Source organism: Thermomonospora echinospora, assembly GCF_900108175.1.
GTDB lineage: Bacteria > Actinomycetota > Actinomycetes > Streptosporangiales > Streptosporangiaceae > Thermomonospora > Thermomonospora echinospora.
The window spans coordinates 25,677-40,086 of record NZ_FNVO01000027.1; the positions used below are offsets into that span (position 1 = coordinate 25,677).

Annotated in this window: 13 protein-coding genes; 5 read left to right on the forward strand and 8 right to left on the reverse strand. The window is 71.9% G+C overall.

Annotated features, from left to right (window positions below; all coding sequences use genetic code 11):
* The first annotated feature begins 4 nt into the window (after positions 1–4).
* The 3 genes from C4U03_RS34865 (at position 5) to C4U03_RS34875 (ending at position 1,534) form a co-directional block, all read left to right on the forward strand.
* Entirely contained in the window at positions 5–844 is an 840-nt protein-coding gene (locus C4U03_RS34865; protein WP_103944082.1) for a helix-turn-helix domain-containing protein, read from the forward strand.
* Entirely contained in the window at positions 841–1,050 is a 210-nt protein-coding gene (locus C4U03_RS34870; protein ID WP_103944083.1) for a DUF397 domain-containing protein, read from the forward strand. The genes C4U03_RS34865 and C4U03_RS34870 overlap by 4 nt, the downstream gene beginning before the upstream one ends.
* 70 nt (positions 1,051–1,120) lie before the next feature.
* Complete coding sequence (locus C4U03_RS34875) at positions 1,121–1,534, forward strand: hypothetical protein (protein WP_103944084.1); 414 nt, start codon at positions 1,121–1,123, stop codon at positions 1,532–1,534.
* A 292-nt stretch (positions 1,535–1,826) separates the two neighbouring features.
* On the opposite strand, the gene C4U03_RS42245 is transcribed toward C4U03_RS34875, so the two are convergent.
* A complete protein-coding gene (locus C4U03_RS42245; protein WP_235018322.1) occupies positions 1,827–2,105 on the reverse strand; it encodes a methylated-DNA--[protein]-cysteine S-methyltransferase in 279 nt (92 codons plus the stop codon).
* Here C4U03_RS42245 and C4U03_RS34885 point away from each other — a divergent pair.
* Positions 2,104–3,261, forward strand: a complete 1,158-nt coding sequence (locus C4U03_RS34885; RefSeq protein WP_103944085.1) for an alpha/beta hydrolase — start codon at positions 2,104–2,106, stop codon at positions 3,259–3,261. The two genes, C4U03_RS42245 and C4U03_RS34885, sit on opposite strands and share 2 nt — an antisense overlap.
* 214 nt (positions 3,262–3,475) lie before the next feature.
* Here the strand turns inward: C4U03_RS34885 and C4U03_RS34890 are convergent, their stop codons facing one another.
* The 7 genes from C4U03_RS34890 to C4U03_RS34920 form a co-directional block, all read right to left on the reverse strand.
* Positions 3,476–3,988, reverse strand: a complete 513-nt coding sequence (locus tag C4U03_RS34890; RefSeq protein WP_103944086.1) for a methylated-DNA--[protein]-cysteine S-methyltransferase — start codon at positions 3,986–3,988, stop codon at positions 3,476–3,478.
* Complete coding sequence (locus tag C4U03_RS34895; RefSeq protein ID WP_103944087.1) at positions 3,989–5,440, reverse strand: DNA-3-methyladenine glycosylase 2 family protein; 1,452 nt, start codon at positions 5,438–5,440, stop codon at positions 3,989–3,991.
* Between the two features lie 141 nt (positions 5,441–5,581).
* The gene (locus tag C4U03_RS34900) at positions 5,582–7,345 is read right to left on the reverse strand and encodes a GMC family oxidoreductase N-terminal domain-containing protein (protein ID WP_103944088.1); all 1,764 of its coding nucleotides are present in this window, start codon (positions 7,343–7,345) and stop codon (positions 5,582–5,584) included.
* On the reverse strand, positions 7,345–8,190 hold the full coding sequence (locus C4U03_RS34905) for a twin-arginine translocation signal domain-containing protein (RefSeq protein WP_103944089.1): 846 nt from the start codon (positions 8,188–8,190) through the stop codon (positions 7,345–7,347). Before C4U03_RS34905 ends, C4U03_RS34900 begins: the two co-directional genes overlap by 1 nt.
* A gap of 291 nt (positions 8,191–8,481) precedes the next feature.
* Positions 8,482–9,486, reverse strand: coding sequence for an NYN domain-containing protein (locus C4U03_RS34910; RefSeq protein WP_103944090.1), 1,005 nt, complete (start codon positions 9,484–9,486; stop codon positions 8,482–8,484).
* A 164-nt stretch (positions 9,487–9,650) separates the two neighbouring features.
* On the reverse strand, positions 9,651–9,875 hold the full coding sequence (locus C4U03_RS34915; RefSeq protein ID WP_103944091.1) for an acyl-CoA carboxylase subunit epsilon: 225 nt from the start codon (positions 9,873–9,875) through the stop codon (positions 9,651–9,653).
* Positions 9,876–9,912: 37 nt separating this feature from the next.
* Positions 9,913–11,514 (reverse strand): acyl-CoA carboxylase subunit beta, encoded by a 1,602-nt coding sequence (locus C4U03_RS34920; RefSeq protein ID WP_200827680.1) that lies wholly within the window; start codon positions 11,512–11,514, stop codon positions 9,913–9,915.
* 187 nt (positions 11,515–11,701) lie between these two features.
* On the opposite strand from C4U03_RS34920, the gene C4U03_RS34925 reads away from it, so the two are divergent.
* Positions 11,702–14,368 carry a phosphoenolpyruvate carboxylase gene (locus C4U03_RS34925; protein ID WP_103944092.1) on the forward strand — a complete coding sequence of 889 codons (2,667 nt, stop codon included), beginning with the start codon at positions 11,702–11,704 and terminating at the stop codon, positions 14,366–14,368.
* Positions 14,369–14,410: the final 42 nt, after the last annotated feature.

The following is a 14,410-nucleotide window of genomic DNA, read 5'->3' on the forward strand; positions in this document are numbered from 1 at the left end:
ACCCATGCCGCACCGTGACACGTACACGCGAGACCCGCTGATCCGTACCTTTGGCGCGTTCTTGCGCTCCCTCCGGGAATCGCGCAGGCTCACGCGCCAGCAGTTGGCCGATGCCCTCGGCTGCGGGCCGGAGTGGATCGAGAAACTGGAGACCGCCCAGCGCCCCCCGTCCGAGCAGACCGCGAAAGACCTGGACACGTTCTTCCTCGGCCTGCCCGAAGAGACCCAAGGGCCGTTCTGGAAGGCGTGGAACGAGATCCGCGGGCAGGGCAGGCACCTGGCGCTGCTGCCCGGCTTCTCCGGCTACGTCGAGCACGAGGCCAAGGCGTCCTCGCTGCACATCTTCGGCGCGATGGTGCTGCACGGGCTGTTCCAGACCGAGGAGTACGCCTACGAGGTCCTGAAAAAAGGAAGGACCCCCGAACAGGCCAAACAACTCGTCGCAACGCGCATGGAGCGGCAGAACGTCCTCACCCGCAAGGACCCTCCGCACATCGTGGCGGTGTTCGACGCGATGGCCCTCCGCCGGAAGATCGGAAACACGGAGGTCATGAAGGACCAGCTCCGCCACTTGATCGACCTGGCCGAAGACCACCCCAACATCACAATCCAACTCGTCCCAGAGCACGTCGGCTCCTACCAGGGTGTTATGGGGGCCTTCACGATCCTCGGTGTCAGCGACGGGCCGAACCTCGTCTATGTGGAGGGCTATACAACCGGGCAACTCATCGATCATCCGGACGAGATCCAGGCATACACTCGCAACTACGATCTGATCAGGGGCACGGCGGCCTCAGCCGACGAATCCCTGTCCATGCTCCATGCGACCCTGGAGAACCTATGAACACACCGGACCTGTCCGCAGCCCGGTGGCGCAAGAGCAGCCACAGCGGACCCACCGGCGGCGAGTGCGTCGAACTGGCGAACCTCACCCCCCACGTGGCGGTCCGCGACTCCAAGAACCCGAACGGTCCTGCCCTCGTCTTCCCGGCGGCCGGCTTCGCCGCCGTGCTGCGTCACATCAAGAACGGCGCGCACGACCTCGCCTGACGACCCGCACCCAGCGGCCCTCGTTCTGCTCTGGCCGGAATGGGGGCCGCTTTATGGGTAGGCTTCGGACGTGTCGGAACAGGGTTGGCGTGAGCTGACGCCGGAGACCATTCCCGCCCTTCTCTCGGTGGTGGAGTGCGGCGACGGATGCATCCGTGAGCTGACGCTCAGGTCGACCTACGGACCCGATGCCGCGCAGTCCGCTTCCGTGGTCATCGACGTCCAGCACGCATCCGAGCCCGGATGGGTACAGCTCACGATCGAGCTGAGGGGCTTGGTGCACCGCAAGATCGTTGATATCGACACCTTCTCCTGGGTGATGCTCGATCAGCCCCAGGTGGTGCGGGACGAAGCCGGCCTCCTGCACCTGGACCTCGATCCCACAGGTGAGATTCGGACGCCTGCCGACATGACGCAGCACTCCCACGTGTATCTGGCCGCGAGGCAACTGCGGTGGCGGCTCGACCCCCTGCCGGCAAGTTAACCACCAGAGCCACTCGGCATCAGGCCCCGGCGGCCGCTCGCCGAGGGCGTGCCCTGGACGGAGCTGTCCGCGGCAATGGACGCCTTTCCTCGGTCAGACCAGGAGCGGTAGCGGTTCAGGCCGAGCCGGGGTGAGGCGTGCTCGACACCCGGGATGCGTTGCCGAATCGGGCTGTCTGGGGGTCAAGCGGCGGCCTGACGGCCGCCGGACGGGGCGGCCGGTCCTGTCGGGCATCGGCCCGCGGAGTGGTGAGGTGACCGCCGGGTCTCCCGAGCCGCGGGCCGGTGGGTGATCAGCGGGTGGTGGCCTCGTGGTGGAGCAGCCATTCCTTGCGTTCGGGGCCGTAGTAGTAGCCGCCGAACCGCTTGAGGCCCTTGCCCCCGGCAGCGGGCAGCACCCGATGGCAGGGCACCACCGGTGCGATCAGGTTCTGCGCGCACGCCTGCCCGGCGGCACGGGCGGCGCGCTCCAGCCCGGCCCTGGCCGCCAGCTCCCCGTAGGTCGTCGAGGTCGGCCGGATTCGGTCATATCGCCCAAGTGAGTGGATCTTGTATCTATCGTGCCGGGTCATGCGATCAAAAGCGGTGAAGAGCAGGTGGCTCCGGGGGCGCATGCTGAGGTCGGCGCTGGCCGTGGTCGTTGTCGCGGCGGTGGCGGTGCTCGTGCCCGGCACTCCCGCGCTGGCCGCCGTTCCGGCGTCCATCCCGTACCCGAACTCCAACGGGATCGCCAGCGTATGGGACCCGGTCGACACCAACGGCGACGGGACCGACGACATGGGTCAGGCCGACATGGTCACGGCCCAGATCCACAAGCCGGGAAGCTTCACGCCCACCGTGCGGGTCAGGGTGTGGTTCCCCGCGGGCTACTCGTCCACGGGCGCCGGCCACCGGGTGCTCTACCTGCTGCACGGCGGCAACGGGCAGTTCTCCGACTGGTCCGACCCAAGTGGCGGCAACCTGGCGGCGCGGATTCAGAACCTTGGTTTCGACGGCCTCATCGTGCAGCCCGAGGGCGGCCGGGCGGGCTGGTACCAGGACTGGGCGGGCAACACCAACGGGGGCTTCCGTCCAGGCTGGGAGACCTTCCACATCCAGCAGCTCATCCCGTGGATCGACCAGAACTTCAACACCGACGCCTCCCGTGCCGGGCGCATGGTGGCCGGCCTGTCGATGGGCGGGTACGGCGCCCTGAAGTACGCGGTCCGGCACCCCGACCTGTTCTCGACCGTGGCGTCCTTCTCCGGCGGGACGACCATCCACGGCGAGACCGCGATGAACACCATCGACCAGTCGCTCTACGTTCTCGGCGCGTCCATCCAGGGCGAGGGCTACCCCGGCGACGTCCTCGGCCAGACCTGGTGGGACCACCAACTCCCGGCCACCTGGAAGGAAGAGCGGCTCCCGCTGGTCTTCGGCCCCACGTCCGGCTGGAACGCCTACGACCCGCAGGCCAGGGCCGCCGAGTACGACGACTTCGCGAACCACCTGTTCCTCTACGCCGGCACTGGTGAGCCCGACATCCTCACCTTCAACAACGACTTCCACGCCAAGCTCAAAGATCCTGATGGCCCCACCGGCCCCCTGGGCACGATCCCCCACCGGTACTGCCGAGGCACCGGCGGCCACGACTGGACGTCCTGGAGCACGAGTTTCGAGCACTTCCTCTCGACCCTGGTCTCGTCCTCGACCCCGACCTGCCCCGCCGGCTGGACGAACGTCACCTGACCTGCCTCGAACTCGTCACCTGAGCCTGTTCCGAAGGTCCGCGGCCGGGGGACTTCCCGGCCGGCCGGGGGCGGCGCGACACGACCGTCCGCTCCCGGCCGATCCGGGTGTCCGGCCGGAGGCCCGTTTCCTACGGTGGCCGGTCCTGTCGGGCATCGCCCCGCGGAGCGGTGAGGCGACCGCCGGGTCTCCCGAGCCGCGGGCCGGTGGGTGATCAGCGGGTGGTGGCCTCGTGACTGAGCAGCCATTCCTTGCGTTCGGGGCCGTAGTAGTAGCCGCCGAACCGCTTGAGGCCCTTGCCCCCGGCGGCGGGCAGCACACGGTGGCAGGGCACCACCGGTGCGACCAGGTTCTGCGCGCACGCCTGCCCGGCGGCACGGGCGGCGCGCTCCAGGCCGGCCCTGGCCGCCAGCTCTCCGTAGGTGACCGTTTCGCCGGGGCGCACCGCGCGTAGCGCCGCCAGCAGCCTTTCCCTTCGAGGAGAGCCCGGCTGGTGGACGGGGACGGTGTCGAGGGCGGTGAGGTCGCCGTCGAAGTAGGCCAGGTGGGCCTTGCTGAGATCGCCCAGGTCGCCGGTGGCCGTCAGCTCCAGCGCTCGCAGTGACGGGTGCAGCCGGACGTGCAGTTCGCCGGGATCGGCGGTGAAGCCGCCGCCGATCAGCGCGCCGTCGTGCTCCAGCAGCGCCAGCGGCCCGATCGGAGTCTCCAGCACCATCGCTTTGATCATTCAGATCTTCTCCAGTGTCCGCTGTGATGTTGGCGCGGCGAGGGACGCCCACAGGTGCATCGCCGCGTAGGCGCGCCACGGCCGCCAGCCCTCGGCACGTTCCCGCAGGTCCGCGGGGGAGCCGTCGCCCGTCAGGTTCCGTACGGCGTTACGCAGCCCCAGGTCGGCCGCCGGGAAGGCGTCCGGGTCGCCCAGCGCGCGCATGGCCACGTACGCCACCGTCCATGGTCCGACGCCCGGCAGGTCCAGCAGCCGCCGCGTCGTCTCGCCGGGGTCCGCGCCGCCGTCCAGGTCGAGCTTCCCGGAGGCCACGGCCCTGGCCAGCTCCCGCAGTGTCCGTTCCCGGGCGCCGGTCAGGCCGAGCCCGGACAGGTCGGCGTCCGCGACCGCCTCCGCCGCCGGGAACCGGTGCGTCAGCCCGCCCACCGGGCGGGGCAGCGGATCGCCGCACCGGGCGACCAGCCGTCCGGCCAGGGTGCGCGCCGCCGCCACCGACACCTGCTGGCCGAGCACCGCGCGCACGGCCATCTCGAACCCGTCGAAGGCGCCCGGCACCCGCAGCCCCGGCCGTACGGCCACCAGGGGCGCCAGCAGCCGGTCGCCGCCCAGCACCTCGTTCACCGCCTGCGGGTCGGCGTCCAGGTCCAGCAGCCTGCGGCACCGTGCGACCAGGCGGGACACGCCCCGCAGGTCAGGAGCGTCCGCCCGGAGCAGCACATGGCCGTCGCGGGGCAGCAGCTCGATCCGGTACGGTCCCGGGCCGGTACGGGCATAGCGTCCGTCGCCGACCTCCTCCACGCCCGGGATGGCCCGTGCCGCCAGGAAGTCCAGCAGGCCCGCCGCGTCGAACGGCGGCCGTACCGCCAGCCGCAGCTCCAGCGCGGACCCGTCGGCCGGGCGCGGGCCGCGCAACTGTGACGGCGTCTGCCCGTACGTCTCGCGCAGCGTCGCGTTGAACTGCCGGACGCTGCCGAACCCGGCCGCGAACGCCACGTCCGTCACCGGCATGGCGGTCTCCCGCAGTAGCCGCCGCGCCAACTGGAGCCGGCGGCTGCGCGCCACGGCCAGCGGCGGGGCGCCCAGCTCGGCCACGAACAGCCGGTGCAGATGCCGTTCGGTCACCGCCAGCCGGCACGCCAGCCCCCGCACCCCGTACTCGTCCACCACGCCATCGTCGATCAGCCGCAGTGCCCGCCGTACCAGGTCGCCCCGGAAGTCCCAGCCCGCCGACCCTGGGCACGCCTCCGGACGGCACCGCTTGCACGGCCGGAACCCGGCCGCCTCGGCCGCCGCCGCGTCCCGGTAGAACCGCACGTTGCGGCGTGCCGGGGTGCGCGCCGGGCAGATCGGCCGGCAGTAGATGCCGGTCGAGGTCACCGCCGTGAAGAACCGCCCGTCGAACCGGGGGTCCCGGGCGCTCACCGCCCGGTAACAGGAGTCGAAGTCGAGCACACCTTGAGTAAACCCCAGGCCCAACCCCTTCACCGGCGGGAATCAGACCTCACCGTGGCGCCGCCCGAAGCCTGCCGTGCAGGAGGCTGTTCATCCCCGAGAAGATCTAGATCAGGCGGGGTGACGGCCGGGCACGGCCCGTCAGCGCAGGGCCCGGGAGATCCGTGGATCGGTGGAGACGACGGGGTTCCCGTCGCGCACCCACGGCCGTCCGCCGAAGTGCTCGATGAAGATCTTTTCGGCGGTGCGGGTGGCCAGGGCCTGGGTGGTCAGGGTGGGGTTGGGCCCGCCGAGGGAGTTGGCGAGGGCGGAGTTGTCGGCCACGTACAGCCGCCGCACCCAGCGGCTCTCGGCGTCGGAGTCCAGCACCGAGTCGGCGGCCGAGCGTCCCATCCGCATGGACGAGTGGACGTGCAGCAGGAGCGGCGCCCAGTCGAACCGGTACACCCTGCGCGCTCCCGCCCTGCGGAGCAGTTCGGTGGCCTTGCGCGCCAGGAACTCGCGGTTGCCGACCGTCCGGCGGGTGCGCGCGCGGCCGTCGAGGACGACCTTGGGCACCGCGCCGTGCTCGTCGGGCGGGAAGGCCGACAGCAGCACCCTGTTGCGGCGCTGCACGTCGTCTCCGGTGAGGATGAGGATGTTCAGCAGGCGGTTGACGCCGTTGCCGAGGGCGTCCTTGAGTTCGGGGCCGAGCACCCGGCCGCTGCGGCCGTCCCACGGCCCCCGCATGCCGCGCCCGTTGGCGTACCGGCCGCGGATGCCGCTGTCGGACAGCGCCATGATGAACGCCTGCATGGCGGGCGGCAGCCCGAGGCCCTCCAGCGCGCCCCGGCCCGGGAAGTCGCAGCGCGCCGCCGAACTGGGCCCCTTGGACGAGCCGGTGTCCTCGTCGAACAGGCCGGTGACGCCGTCGAGGAAGTGGTCGGTGTAGCCGCGGCCCACCCAGCCGTTGGGGTTGGGCAGGCCGCTGTTGAGCCACAGCCGGGGCGTCTCGGTGGCGCCGCCCGCCAGCACGACGACCCTGGCGTCCTCGCGGTGCCGCTCGCCGGTCCTGCCGTCGCGCCAGGTGACCCCGGTCGCCACCGTCTCGCCGTCGCGCAGTTCGGTGTGCACCTTGACCACGAAGGCGTCGGGGATCAGCGTCGCGTTCCTTCCCTGAGGCGACCAGGCGGCGGCGGTCAGCGCCATCGGCACATAGCTGTTGTCGGTGGAGCGTTTGGCGAACTGGTTGCGGGGCGCGCGGATCGGCTCCATGCAGCCCTGGAGGCAGAAGCCGCAGTAGGTGCAGCCGGTGGCCTGCGGGTAGTGCAGCCGGGCCGGGTCGGTGGTGCGCCCGGCCGTACCGCCCGGCTGCAGGATGGCGTTCTCCTGCGGACGGTAGGAGGCGTGCAGCGTGTCCTTGGTGGTCTGTACGGGGATGCCGAGCTGTTCGGCGCCCCGGAAGAACACCGCCTCCTTGGTGCCCATGGCGGCGGTCTGCACCGGCAGGGTGGCCTCCACCCACTCGTAGTACGGCACCAGTTCCTCATACGGGAAGGGGAAGGCGTGCTCGGTGTCGTAGGCGTCGCGGTCCGGCCCTTCGTAACCGGCGAACAGTCCGCGGAAGGCACGCGGGGAGTTGCCGTAGTAGTGCTGTGTGGTGCCGCCGACCCCGGCGACCTGGAGCACGTAGGAGTTCTGCGGCTCCTCGCGCAGCCAGGCGGGCTTGCTCCGGTCGGACGGCCCGAACCGCAGGAACCCGGTGAGCGGGTTGTTGGCGTCGTTCTCGTAGTGCGTCCACGAGGCGCGCGGATCGGTGTGGTGCGCGCCGGCCTCCAGCAGGAGGACGTCGAGGCCGGCCGCCGCCAGTTCCTTGGCCACCACGGGCCCGCCGCCGCCCGCCCCGACCACGATGACGTCGCGCATCAGCCGGTCACCTGCTTTCGCCCCTGGTAGTAGCCCCGGTGCTCGTCCCAGCCATCGGCCGAGGGCGTATAGCCGCAGATCCGCCAGCCGACCGGACGTCCGCGCAGCCGTCTGGTCTGCGGGTCGAACACCGCCCATTCGGAGTAGGAGCCCAGCGCGGTCAGTTCCAGCAGCGCGCCCGCCAGGAACTTCAGCAGGCCGGACACCGATCCGCGCAGCGGCTCGGGCAGGTGCCGGTCCAGGATCGCGACCAGGGTGGGGTCGGGGCCCTCCAGCAGTTGGAAGACCCGTGCCTTGCGCGCGTACCTCAGCCGGGCGAACGGTGACAGGAACGGCCCGCCCACCGCGAGCGGATCGACGCGTACGGCCTCCAGGTTCAGCAGCAGCGCCACCACCGGCGCCAGCGGGATCGTCGCGTCGTTCTCCAGCAGCCTGCGCAGCCCCGCGTCGACGCGCCGGACCGTGCCGGCCTGCGCGTCCCCCTCCCTGGGCGCGGGCAGGGAGAGCGACCCGGCGCCCTGCACCAGGGCGCGCATGAGCGGGACGGCGACCTGGTCGGGGAACGGCAGGTACCGGTTCAGCGCGTCGACGAGGAAGGCGGGCACCCCGGCCTCGATGGCGCCCGGCTCCCGGCGAGGCGTGCCCTGCGCCCGGGAGTACGCGTCGGGGCCCGGCAACACGAACACGGCCAGCCCGCTCATGGTGTCGGCCGTCAGCCGCGTCAGGGCGCGCAGCACCAGGGCGGAGTCGGCCGGGCCTGCCGCCCGGGCGACGCCCGTCAGCGGACCGGGGGCGGTGGCCGCGCCCGCGAGCCCGGTCGCGGTCAGGAAGGCGCGACGGTCCATCGGCCTCACCTCTCACCTCATGGGGGATCCGGATTGGAGATGATGTCCCATTGCGACCACATTAAGTGATCTTGAAGTGGCCGAAAGTGTCCACCTCGCCGAGGTTTGACCGCGGAGGACCGGGCGGATCAGTCCGACTCGCCGATCCCGGGCACGCCTCCGGCCGGCACCGCTTGCACGGCCGGAAGGGGAGAACCGAAGAATCCGGAATCGGCCGAGGTCGATTCGATCCTGAATGGCGGGCCGTCTTTTTCGACCCGATGAAAACGCCGGTTCCGGTCTTTTGTCGGGTCAGCCGGATTTGCCGACGCCGATGCCGAACTCGCGGTAGACGCGCTCCCAGAAACCGTCCCGCAGCCAGGTGCGGGCCTCCTGGTAGGGGCGCAGCGAACGGCCGAGTTCCTTTTCCGCCTCGATCAGCAGTTCCTTGTCGATGACCGGCGGCAGGATCGGGCCGGGCAGCAGGTCGCGGATGTTGTCCCGGCCCCGCTCGAAGATCCACTTCTGGGCGACGTGCTCGCCGATCTCCAGCATGTGGTGGCGGTCCGGGCCGAGCTTGCCGTCGCTGTTGCCCGGCACCGGCAGCGGCGAGCCCGCCCGGCCGCCGGCCGCCGGGATCGGCTTGGTCGCCGGGGCGCGCCCGGCGAACACCTGCGACGGCGAGGGCACCGGGGAGCTCTTGACGGCCGCCGAGGCCTCCCGGGCCGGAGCGGCCGGCGGGACGGCCAGCACCTTGGCCTTGGTGAAGTAGGGACGTAGGAAGTCCGCCGACAGCACCTCGACCGTGTCGGACTCCCACACCAGCCATTCGGCCTGGTTGGAGCCGTGGGTGGGCTCGACGCCCCACAGGTGCACCCGTACCCCATAGCGCTGGGCGGCCTCCACGGCGGGCAGCATGTCCTCGTCCCCGGCCAGCAGCACCGCGTCGGTGATGGCGCGGTGGCGGGCCAGCGCCTCCAGGTCGGCGCGCAACTGGGCGTCCACGCCCTTCTGCTGGCCCTGCGCGTTCAGGTTGCCCAGCCGCAGCTTCACCAGCGGCAGGTTGGCGATCACCCGCTGGTCGACCGTGGGCTGGCGGCGCGGGGCGGCGTCGAACCAGTAGACGCGCAGCAGCTCACCGCGCAGCCCTTCGGCGGCATGACCGGTCAGGGCCCGGATCAGCTTCTCGGCCGCCACCCGGTACTCGCGGCGCGAGGAGGCCTCCAGGAGCAGCGCCCCCGAGGCAGCGTAGAGATAACCCGCGTCCACGAAGACGGCATAGCGGGCGGGCTGGGGAACTAGCTCCGAAGTAGCCATGGGCTTTCTACCTTATTCGCGTACGGGCGCCCGCGGAGCGGAACCGTCCACCCGAACGCGCCGTACAGCCCTCCGACCTGCCCGGTCACCGGTACGAACCGCCCTGTCCCGGGCGGTTCCGCGCCGTCTCCGAAAAAGGGCGACCCGACGCCGAAATCGGGAAATCAGCGGGGCAGTGCGCTGTGCCGCCAGGCGCCGGGGCCGTGCGGCAGCGGCGTGCGCACCATCCGGGACCGATCGGCCCAGGCCGACGTCCGCCGGGTGCCGCCGCCCGCCGCGGCGGACGCCGCCGCGGCGCGCGCCGACAGCACCGCCACCAGCGCGGCGATTTCCTCGGGCGTGGCGTCCCCCCGGACGACCTGAAGGAACGGCCTGCCTTCAGCGCTCACCGGAGCCTCCTTCACGGGTCACAGCGGTCACCGGGCCTCACAGCGGGATGTTGCCGTGCTTCTTGGGCGGCAGCGCGGCCCGCTTGTCGCGCAGCGCCCGCAGCGCCCGGATCACCTGCCCGCGGGTCTCCGACGGCTTGATCACCGCGTCCACGTAGCCGCGCTCGGCGGCGATGTACGGGTTGGCCAGCGTGTCCTCGTACTCGGTGATCAGCTCGGCGCGGCGGGTGTCGGGGTCCTCGGCGGCCGCCAGCTCGCGCCGATACAGGATGTTGACCGCGCCCTGCGCGCCCATCACCGCGATCTGCGCGGTCGGCCAGGCCAGGTTGATGTCGGCGCCCAGGTGCTTGGAGCCCATCACGTCGTAGGCCCCGCCGTACGCCTTGCGGGTGATCACCGTGACCAGCGGGACGGTGGCCTCGGCGTAGGCGTACAGCAGCTTGGCGCCGCGCCGGATGATGCCGCCGAACTCCTGGTCGGTGCCGGGCAGGAAGCCGGGCACGTCCACGAACGTCAGCACCGGGATGTTGAACGCGTCGCAGGTGCGCACGAACCGGGCCGCCTTCTCCGAGGCGTCGATGTCCAGGGTGCCGGCGAACTGCATGGGCTGGTTGGCCACCACGCCCACCGGGCGGCCCTCCACCCGGCCGTAGCCGACGATGATGTTGGGCGCGAACAGCGGCTGGACCTCCAGGAACTCCCCGTCGTCCACCACGTGCTCGATCACCGTGTGCATGTCGTACGGCTGGTTGGCCGAGTCGGGGATCAGCATGTCCAGCGGGGCGCCCTCGGCGTCCACCTCGTCCAGGTCGACCGGCACGTCGTAGGCGGGCGGGTCGGACATGTTGTTGGACGGCAGGTAGGACAGCAGCGCCTTGACGTACTCGAAGGCGTCCTCCTCGTCGGAGGCCTGGTAGTGCGCCACCCCGGACTTGGTGTTGTGCGAGTGGGCGCCGCCCAGCTCCTCCATCGTCACCGTCTCGCCGGTAACGGTCTTGATTACGTCCGGTCCGGTGATGAACATGTGCGAGGTCTGGTCGACCATCACGATGAAGTCGGTGATCGCGGGGGAGTACACCGCGCCGCCCGCGCACGGGCCCATGACCAGCGAGATCTGCGGGATGACCCCGGAGGCGTGCACGTTGCGCTTGAAGATCTCCGCGTACAGGCCGAGCGCCACCACGCCCTCCTGGATGCGGGCGCCGCCGGAGTCGTTGATCCCGATCACCGGGCAGCCGGTCTTGAGGGCGTGGTCCATGACCTTGCAGATCTTCTCGCCGAAGACCTCGCCCAGGGAGCCGCCGGAGACGGTGAAGTCCTGGCTGAACACCGCCACGTGCCGGCCGTCCACGGTGCCGTAGCCGGTGACGACCCCGTCACCGTAGGGACGGTTCTTGTCCATCCCGAAGTTGGTGGAGCGGTGCCGGGCCAGCTCGTCGAACTCCACGAAGGAGCCCGGGTCCAGCAGGGCGTCGATCCGCTCCCGGGCGGTCATCTTGCCCTTGGCATGCTGCTTTTCGACCGCCTTGGCCGAACCGGCGTGGACCGCCTCGTACCTGCGACGTTCCAGTTCCGCCAGCTTGCCTGCGGTGGTGTGGATGTCGATATCGCCCGTGGGCTCGGGAGCATGCATCGCCATGAGCGCAAGGGTAACCGGGCCCTGACGGCGCTCTTCGGGCAGGTCCCGTACAGGCCCGGCCGCCCGTTTCGCGCCCGTTGCGGCTGACTAGTCTGAGGCCGTGGCTACGAATACGCGCGACTCCGCGAACTCCGCCTCCGAGGCCCCACCCGCCGCCTCGGCCCAGCGCAGGACCCTGCGCGAGGAGATGCCCGAACCGCTGCGCCGGGACGTCCGGCTGCTGGGCGCCATGCTGGGCGACAGCCTGGTCGAGTACGGCGGCCAGGACCTGCTGGACGACGTGGAACGGCTGCGGCACGCCGTGATCGACGCCCGCCGGGGCGGCGTCCCCGCCGACGAGGTCACCGCGCTGGTGGAGGGCTGGACGCTGGAACGCGCCGAGCTGGTCGCCCGGGCGTTCACCGTCTACTTCCACCTGACCAACCTGGCCGAGGAGCACCACCGCATCCGCACCCTGCGCGAGCGGGACACCGACCCGGCGGTGCCGGTCAAGAGCTCGCTGGCGGCGGCCGTCGGACAGATCCGGCAGACCGGCGAGCACCGGCTGGCCGAGGTGCTGGACGGCCTGGAGCTGCGGCCGGTCTTCACCGCCCATCCCACCGAGGCCCGCCGCCGCGCCGTGGTCACCGCGATCATGCGGATCAGCGGGCTGCTGGACGCCTTCAACGACCCCCGGCAGGGCGCCGCCGAGCGGGCCGAGACCTCCCGGCGGCTGCGCGAGGAGATCGACCTGCTGTGGCGCACCGCGCTGCGCCGCAGCACCCAGCTGGACCCGCTGGACGAGGTCCGCACCGCGATGGCCGCCTTCGACGAGACGATCTTCCGGGTGGTCCCGCAGATCTACCGCACTCTGGACGGCGCCCTGGACCTGGGCGTGGCCGCCGACCGGCCGCCCACCGGTGCCCGCTCCCCGCGTGCCCGCGCCTACCTGCGCTTCGGCAGCTGGATCGGCGGCGACCGGGACGGCAACCCGTACGTGACCGCCCAGGTCACCCGGGAGGCGGTGATGATCCAGGCCGACCACGTGCTGCGCGCCCTGGAGACCGCCTGCGCCCGGATCGGCCGGCAGCTGACCGTCGGCGCCGCCACCACCCCGCCGTCGGCCGCGCTGCAGGGCGCGCTGGCCGCCGCCCGCACCGCCCAGCCCGACCGGATCGCCGAGATCGGCAAGCGCTCGCCGGACGAGCCGCACCGGCAGTTCCTGCTGTACGTGGCCGATCGGATCGCCGCCACCCGGGCCCGCCACGCCGACCTGGCCTACCGTTCCCCCGACGAGCTGCTGGCCGACCTGCGGCTGGTGCAGGACTCGCTGGCCGCCGCCGGGGCCGCCCGGCAGGCCTACGGGGAGCTACAGCACCTGATCTGGCAGACCGAGACGTTCGGCTTCCACCTGGCCGAGCTGGAGATCCGCCAGCACTCCGGGGTGCACGAGAAGGCGCTGGCCGAGGTGCGCGCGGGCGGGCCGCTCAGCGAGATGACCGAGGAGGTCCTGGACACCCTGCGGGTGGTCGCCTGGATCCAGGAGCGCTTCGGCGTGCGGGCCTGCCACCGCTACGTGGTCTCCTTCACCCGCTCGGCCGAGGACGTCGCCGCCGTCCACGAGCTGGCCGCACATGTTGGTTTCCAGCCCCCTGACGGGAGCCCACCCCCGACCGCGGGCGACCACGCCCCCGTGCTGGACGTGGTGCCGCTGTTCGAGACGGGCGAGGACCTGGAGCGGGCGCCGGCCGTGCTGGAGGGGATGCTCGGGCTGCCCGCCGTGCAGCGCCGCCTGGCCGACACCGGCCGCCGGCTGGAGGTCATGCTCGGCTACTCCGACTCGGCCAAGCAGCTCGGCCCCACCAGTGCCACCCTGCGGCTGTACGACACCCAGGAGGCGCTGGCCGCCTGGGCGGCCCGCAACGACATCAGGCTGACCCTCTTCCACGGGCGCGGCGGCTCGCTGGGCCGCGGCGGCGGCCCCGCCAACCGGGCGATCCTGGCGCAGGCGCCGGGCTCGGTGGCGGGCCGCTTCAAGGTCACCGAGCAGGGCGAGGTGATCTTCGCCCGGTACGGCCAGCAGCAGATCGCCAAGCGCCATGTGGAGCAGGTCACCAACGCGGTCCTGCTGGCCTCCACCCCGGCCGTCGAGGCCCGCGCCCGCGAGGCCGCCGCCCGCTTCCGGCCGCTGGCCGACCGGATCGGCGAGGCCGCCCAGACCGCCTTCCGCTCGCTGATCGAGACCGACGGCTTCGCCGAGTGGTTCGCCCGGGTCAGCCCGCTGGAGGAGATCTCCCAGCTGCGCATCGGCTCCCGCCCGTCGCGCCGCACCGCCGCCCGCGGCCTGGAGGACCTGCGCGCCATCCCCTGGGTGTTCGCCTGGACCCAGACCCGGGTCAACCTGCCCGGCTGGTACGGCCTGGGCAGCGGGCTGGCGGCGGTGACCGGCGACGGAGGGACCGGCGAGGCGGGCCTGGCCGAGCTGCGGGAGGCCTACGAGGCCTGGCCGCTGTTCGCCGCGATGCTCGACAACGCCGAGATGAGTCTGGCCAAGACCGACCGGGCCATCGCCGAGCGCTACCTGGCCCTGGGCGGCCGTCCCGAGATGACCGAGACGGTGCTGGCGGAGTACGACCGCACCCGTTCCCTGGTCCTGGCAGTGACCGGGCACGAGCGGCTGCTGGCGAACCGCCACGTGCTGTCGCGCGCGGTCGAGCTGCGCAACCCGTACGTGGACGCGCTGTCCCACCTGCAGTTGCGCGCCCTCACCGCGCTGCGGGCGGGCGTGGCCGACGAGGACGAGCGCCGGCACCTGGAGGAGCTGCTGCTGCTGTCGGTCAACGGCGTCGCCGCCGGTCTGCAGAACACCGGCTGACCGCGGACCACCCGGCCGGTCCGCCCCGGCGGACCGGCCGTG

What these genes read in the sequence shown, in the direction of transcription:
- C4U03_RS42245 (WP_235018322.1), bottom strand. Translation starts at nt 2,105, where the DNA reads ATGACCCGGCACGATAGATACAAGATCCACTCACTTGGGCGATATGAC.
- C4U03_RS34920 (WP_200827680.1), bottom strand. Translation starts at nt 11,514, where the DNA reads ATGGCGATGCATGCTCCCGAGCCCACGGGCGATATCGACATCCACACC.
- C4U03_RS34925 (WP_103944092.1), top strand. Translation starts at nt 11,702, where the DNA reads ATGCCCGAACCGCTGCGCCGGGACGTCCGGCTGCTGGGCGCCATGCTG.
- C4U03_RS34870 (WP_103944083.1), top strand. Translation starts at nt 841, where the DNA reads ATGAACACACCGGACCTGTCCGCAGCCCGGTGGCGCAAGAGCAGCCAC.
- C4U03_RS34890 (WP_103944086.1), bottom strand. Translation starts at nt 3,988, where the DNA reads ATGATCAAAGCGATGGTGCTGGAGACTCCGATCGGGCCGCTGGCGCTG.
- C4U03_RS34865 (WP_103944082.1), top strand. Translation starts at nt 5, where the DNA reads ATGCCGCACCGTGACACGTACACGCGAGACCCGCTGATCCGTACCTTT.
- C4U03_RS34885 (WP_103944085.1), top strand. Translation starts at nt 2,104, where the DNA reads ATGCGATCAAAAGCGGTGAAGAGCAGGTGGCTCCGGGGGCGCATGCTG.
- C4U03_RS34910 (WP_103944090.1), bottom strand. Translation starts at nt 9,486, where the DNA reads ATGGCTACTTCGGAGCTAGTTCCCCAGCCCGCCCGCTATGCCGTCTTC.
- C4U03_RS34905 (WP_103944089.1), bottom strand. Translation starts at nt 8,190, where the DNA reads ATGGACCGTCGCGCCTTCCTGACCGCGACCGGGCTCGCGGGCGCGGCC.
- C4U03_RS34900 (WP_103944088.1), bottom strand. Translation starts at nt 7,345, where the DNA reads ATGCGCGACGTCATCGTGGTCGGGGCGGGCGGCGGCGGGCCCGTGGTG.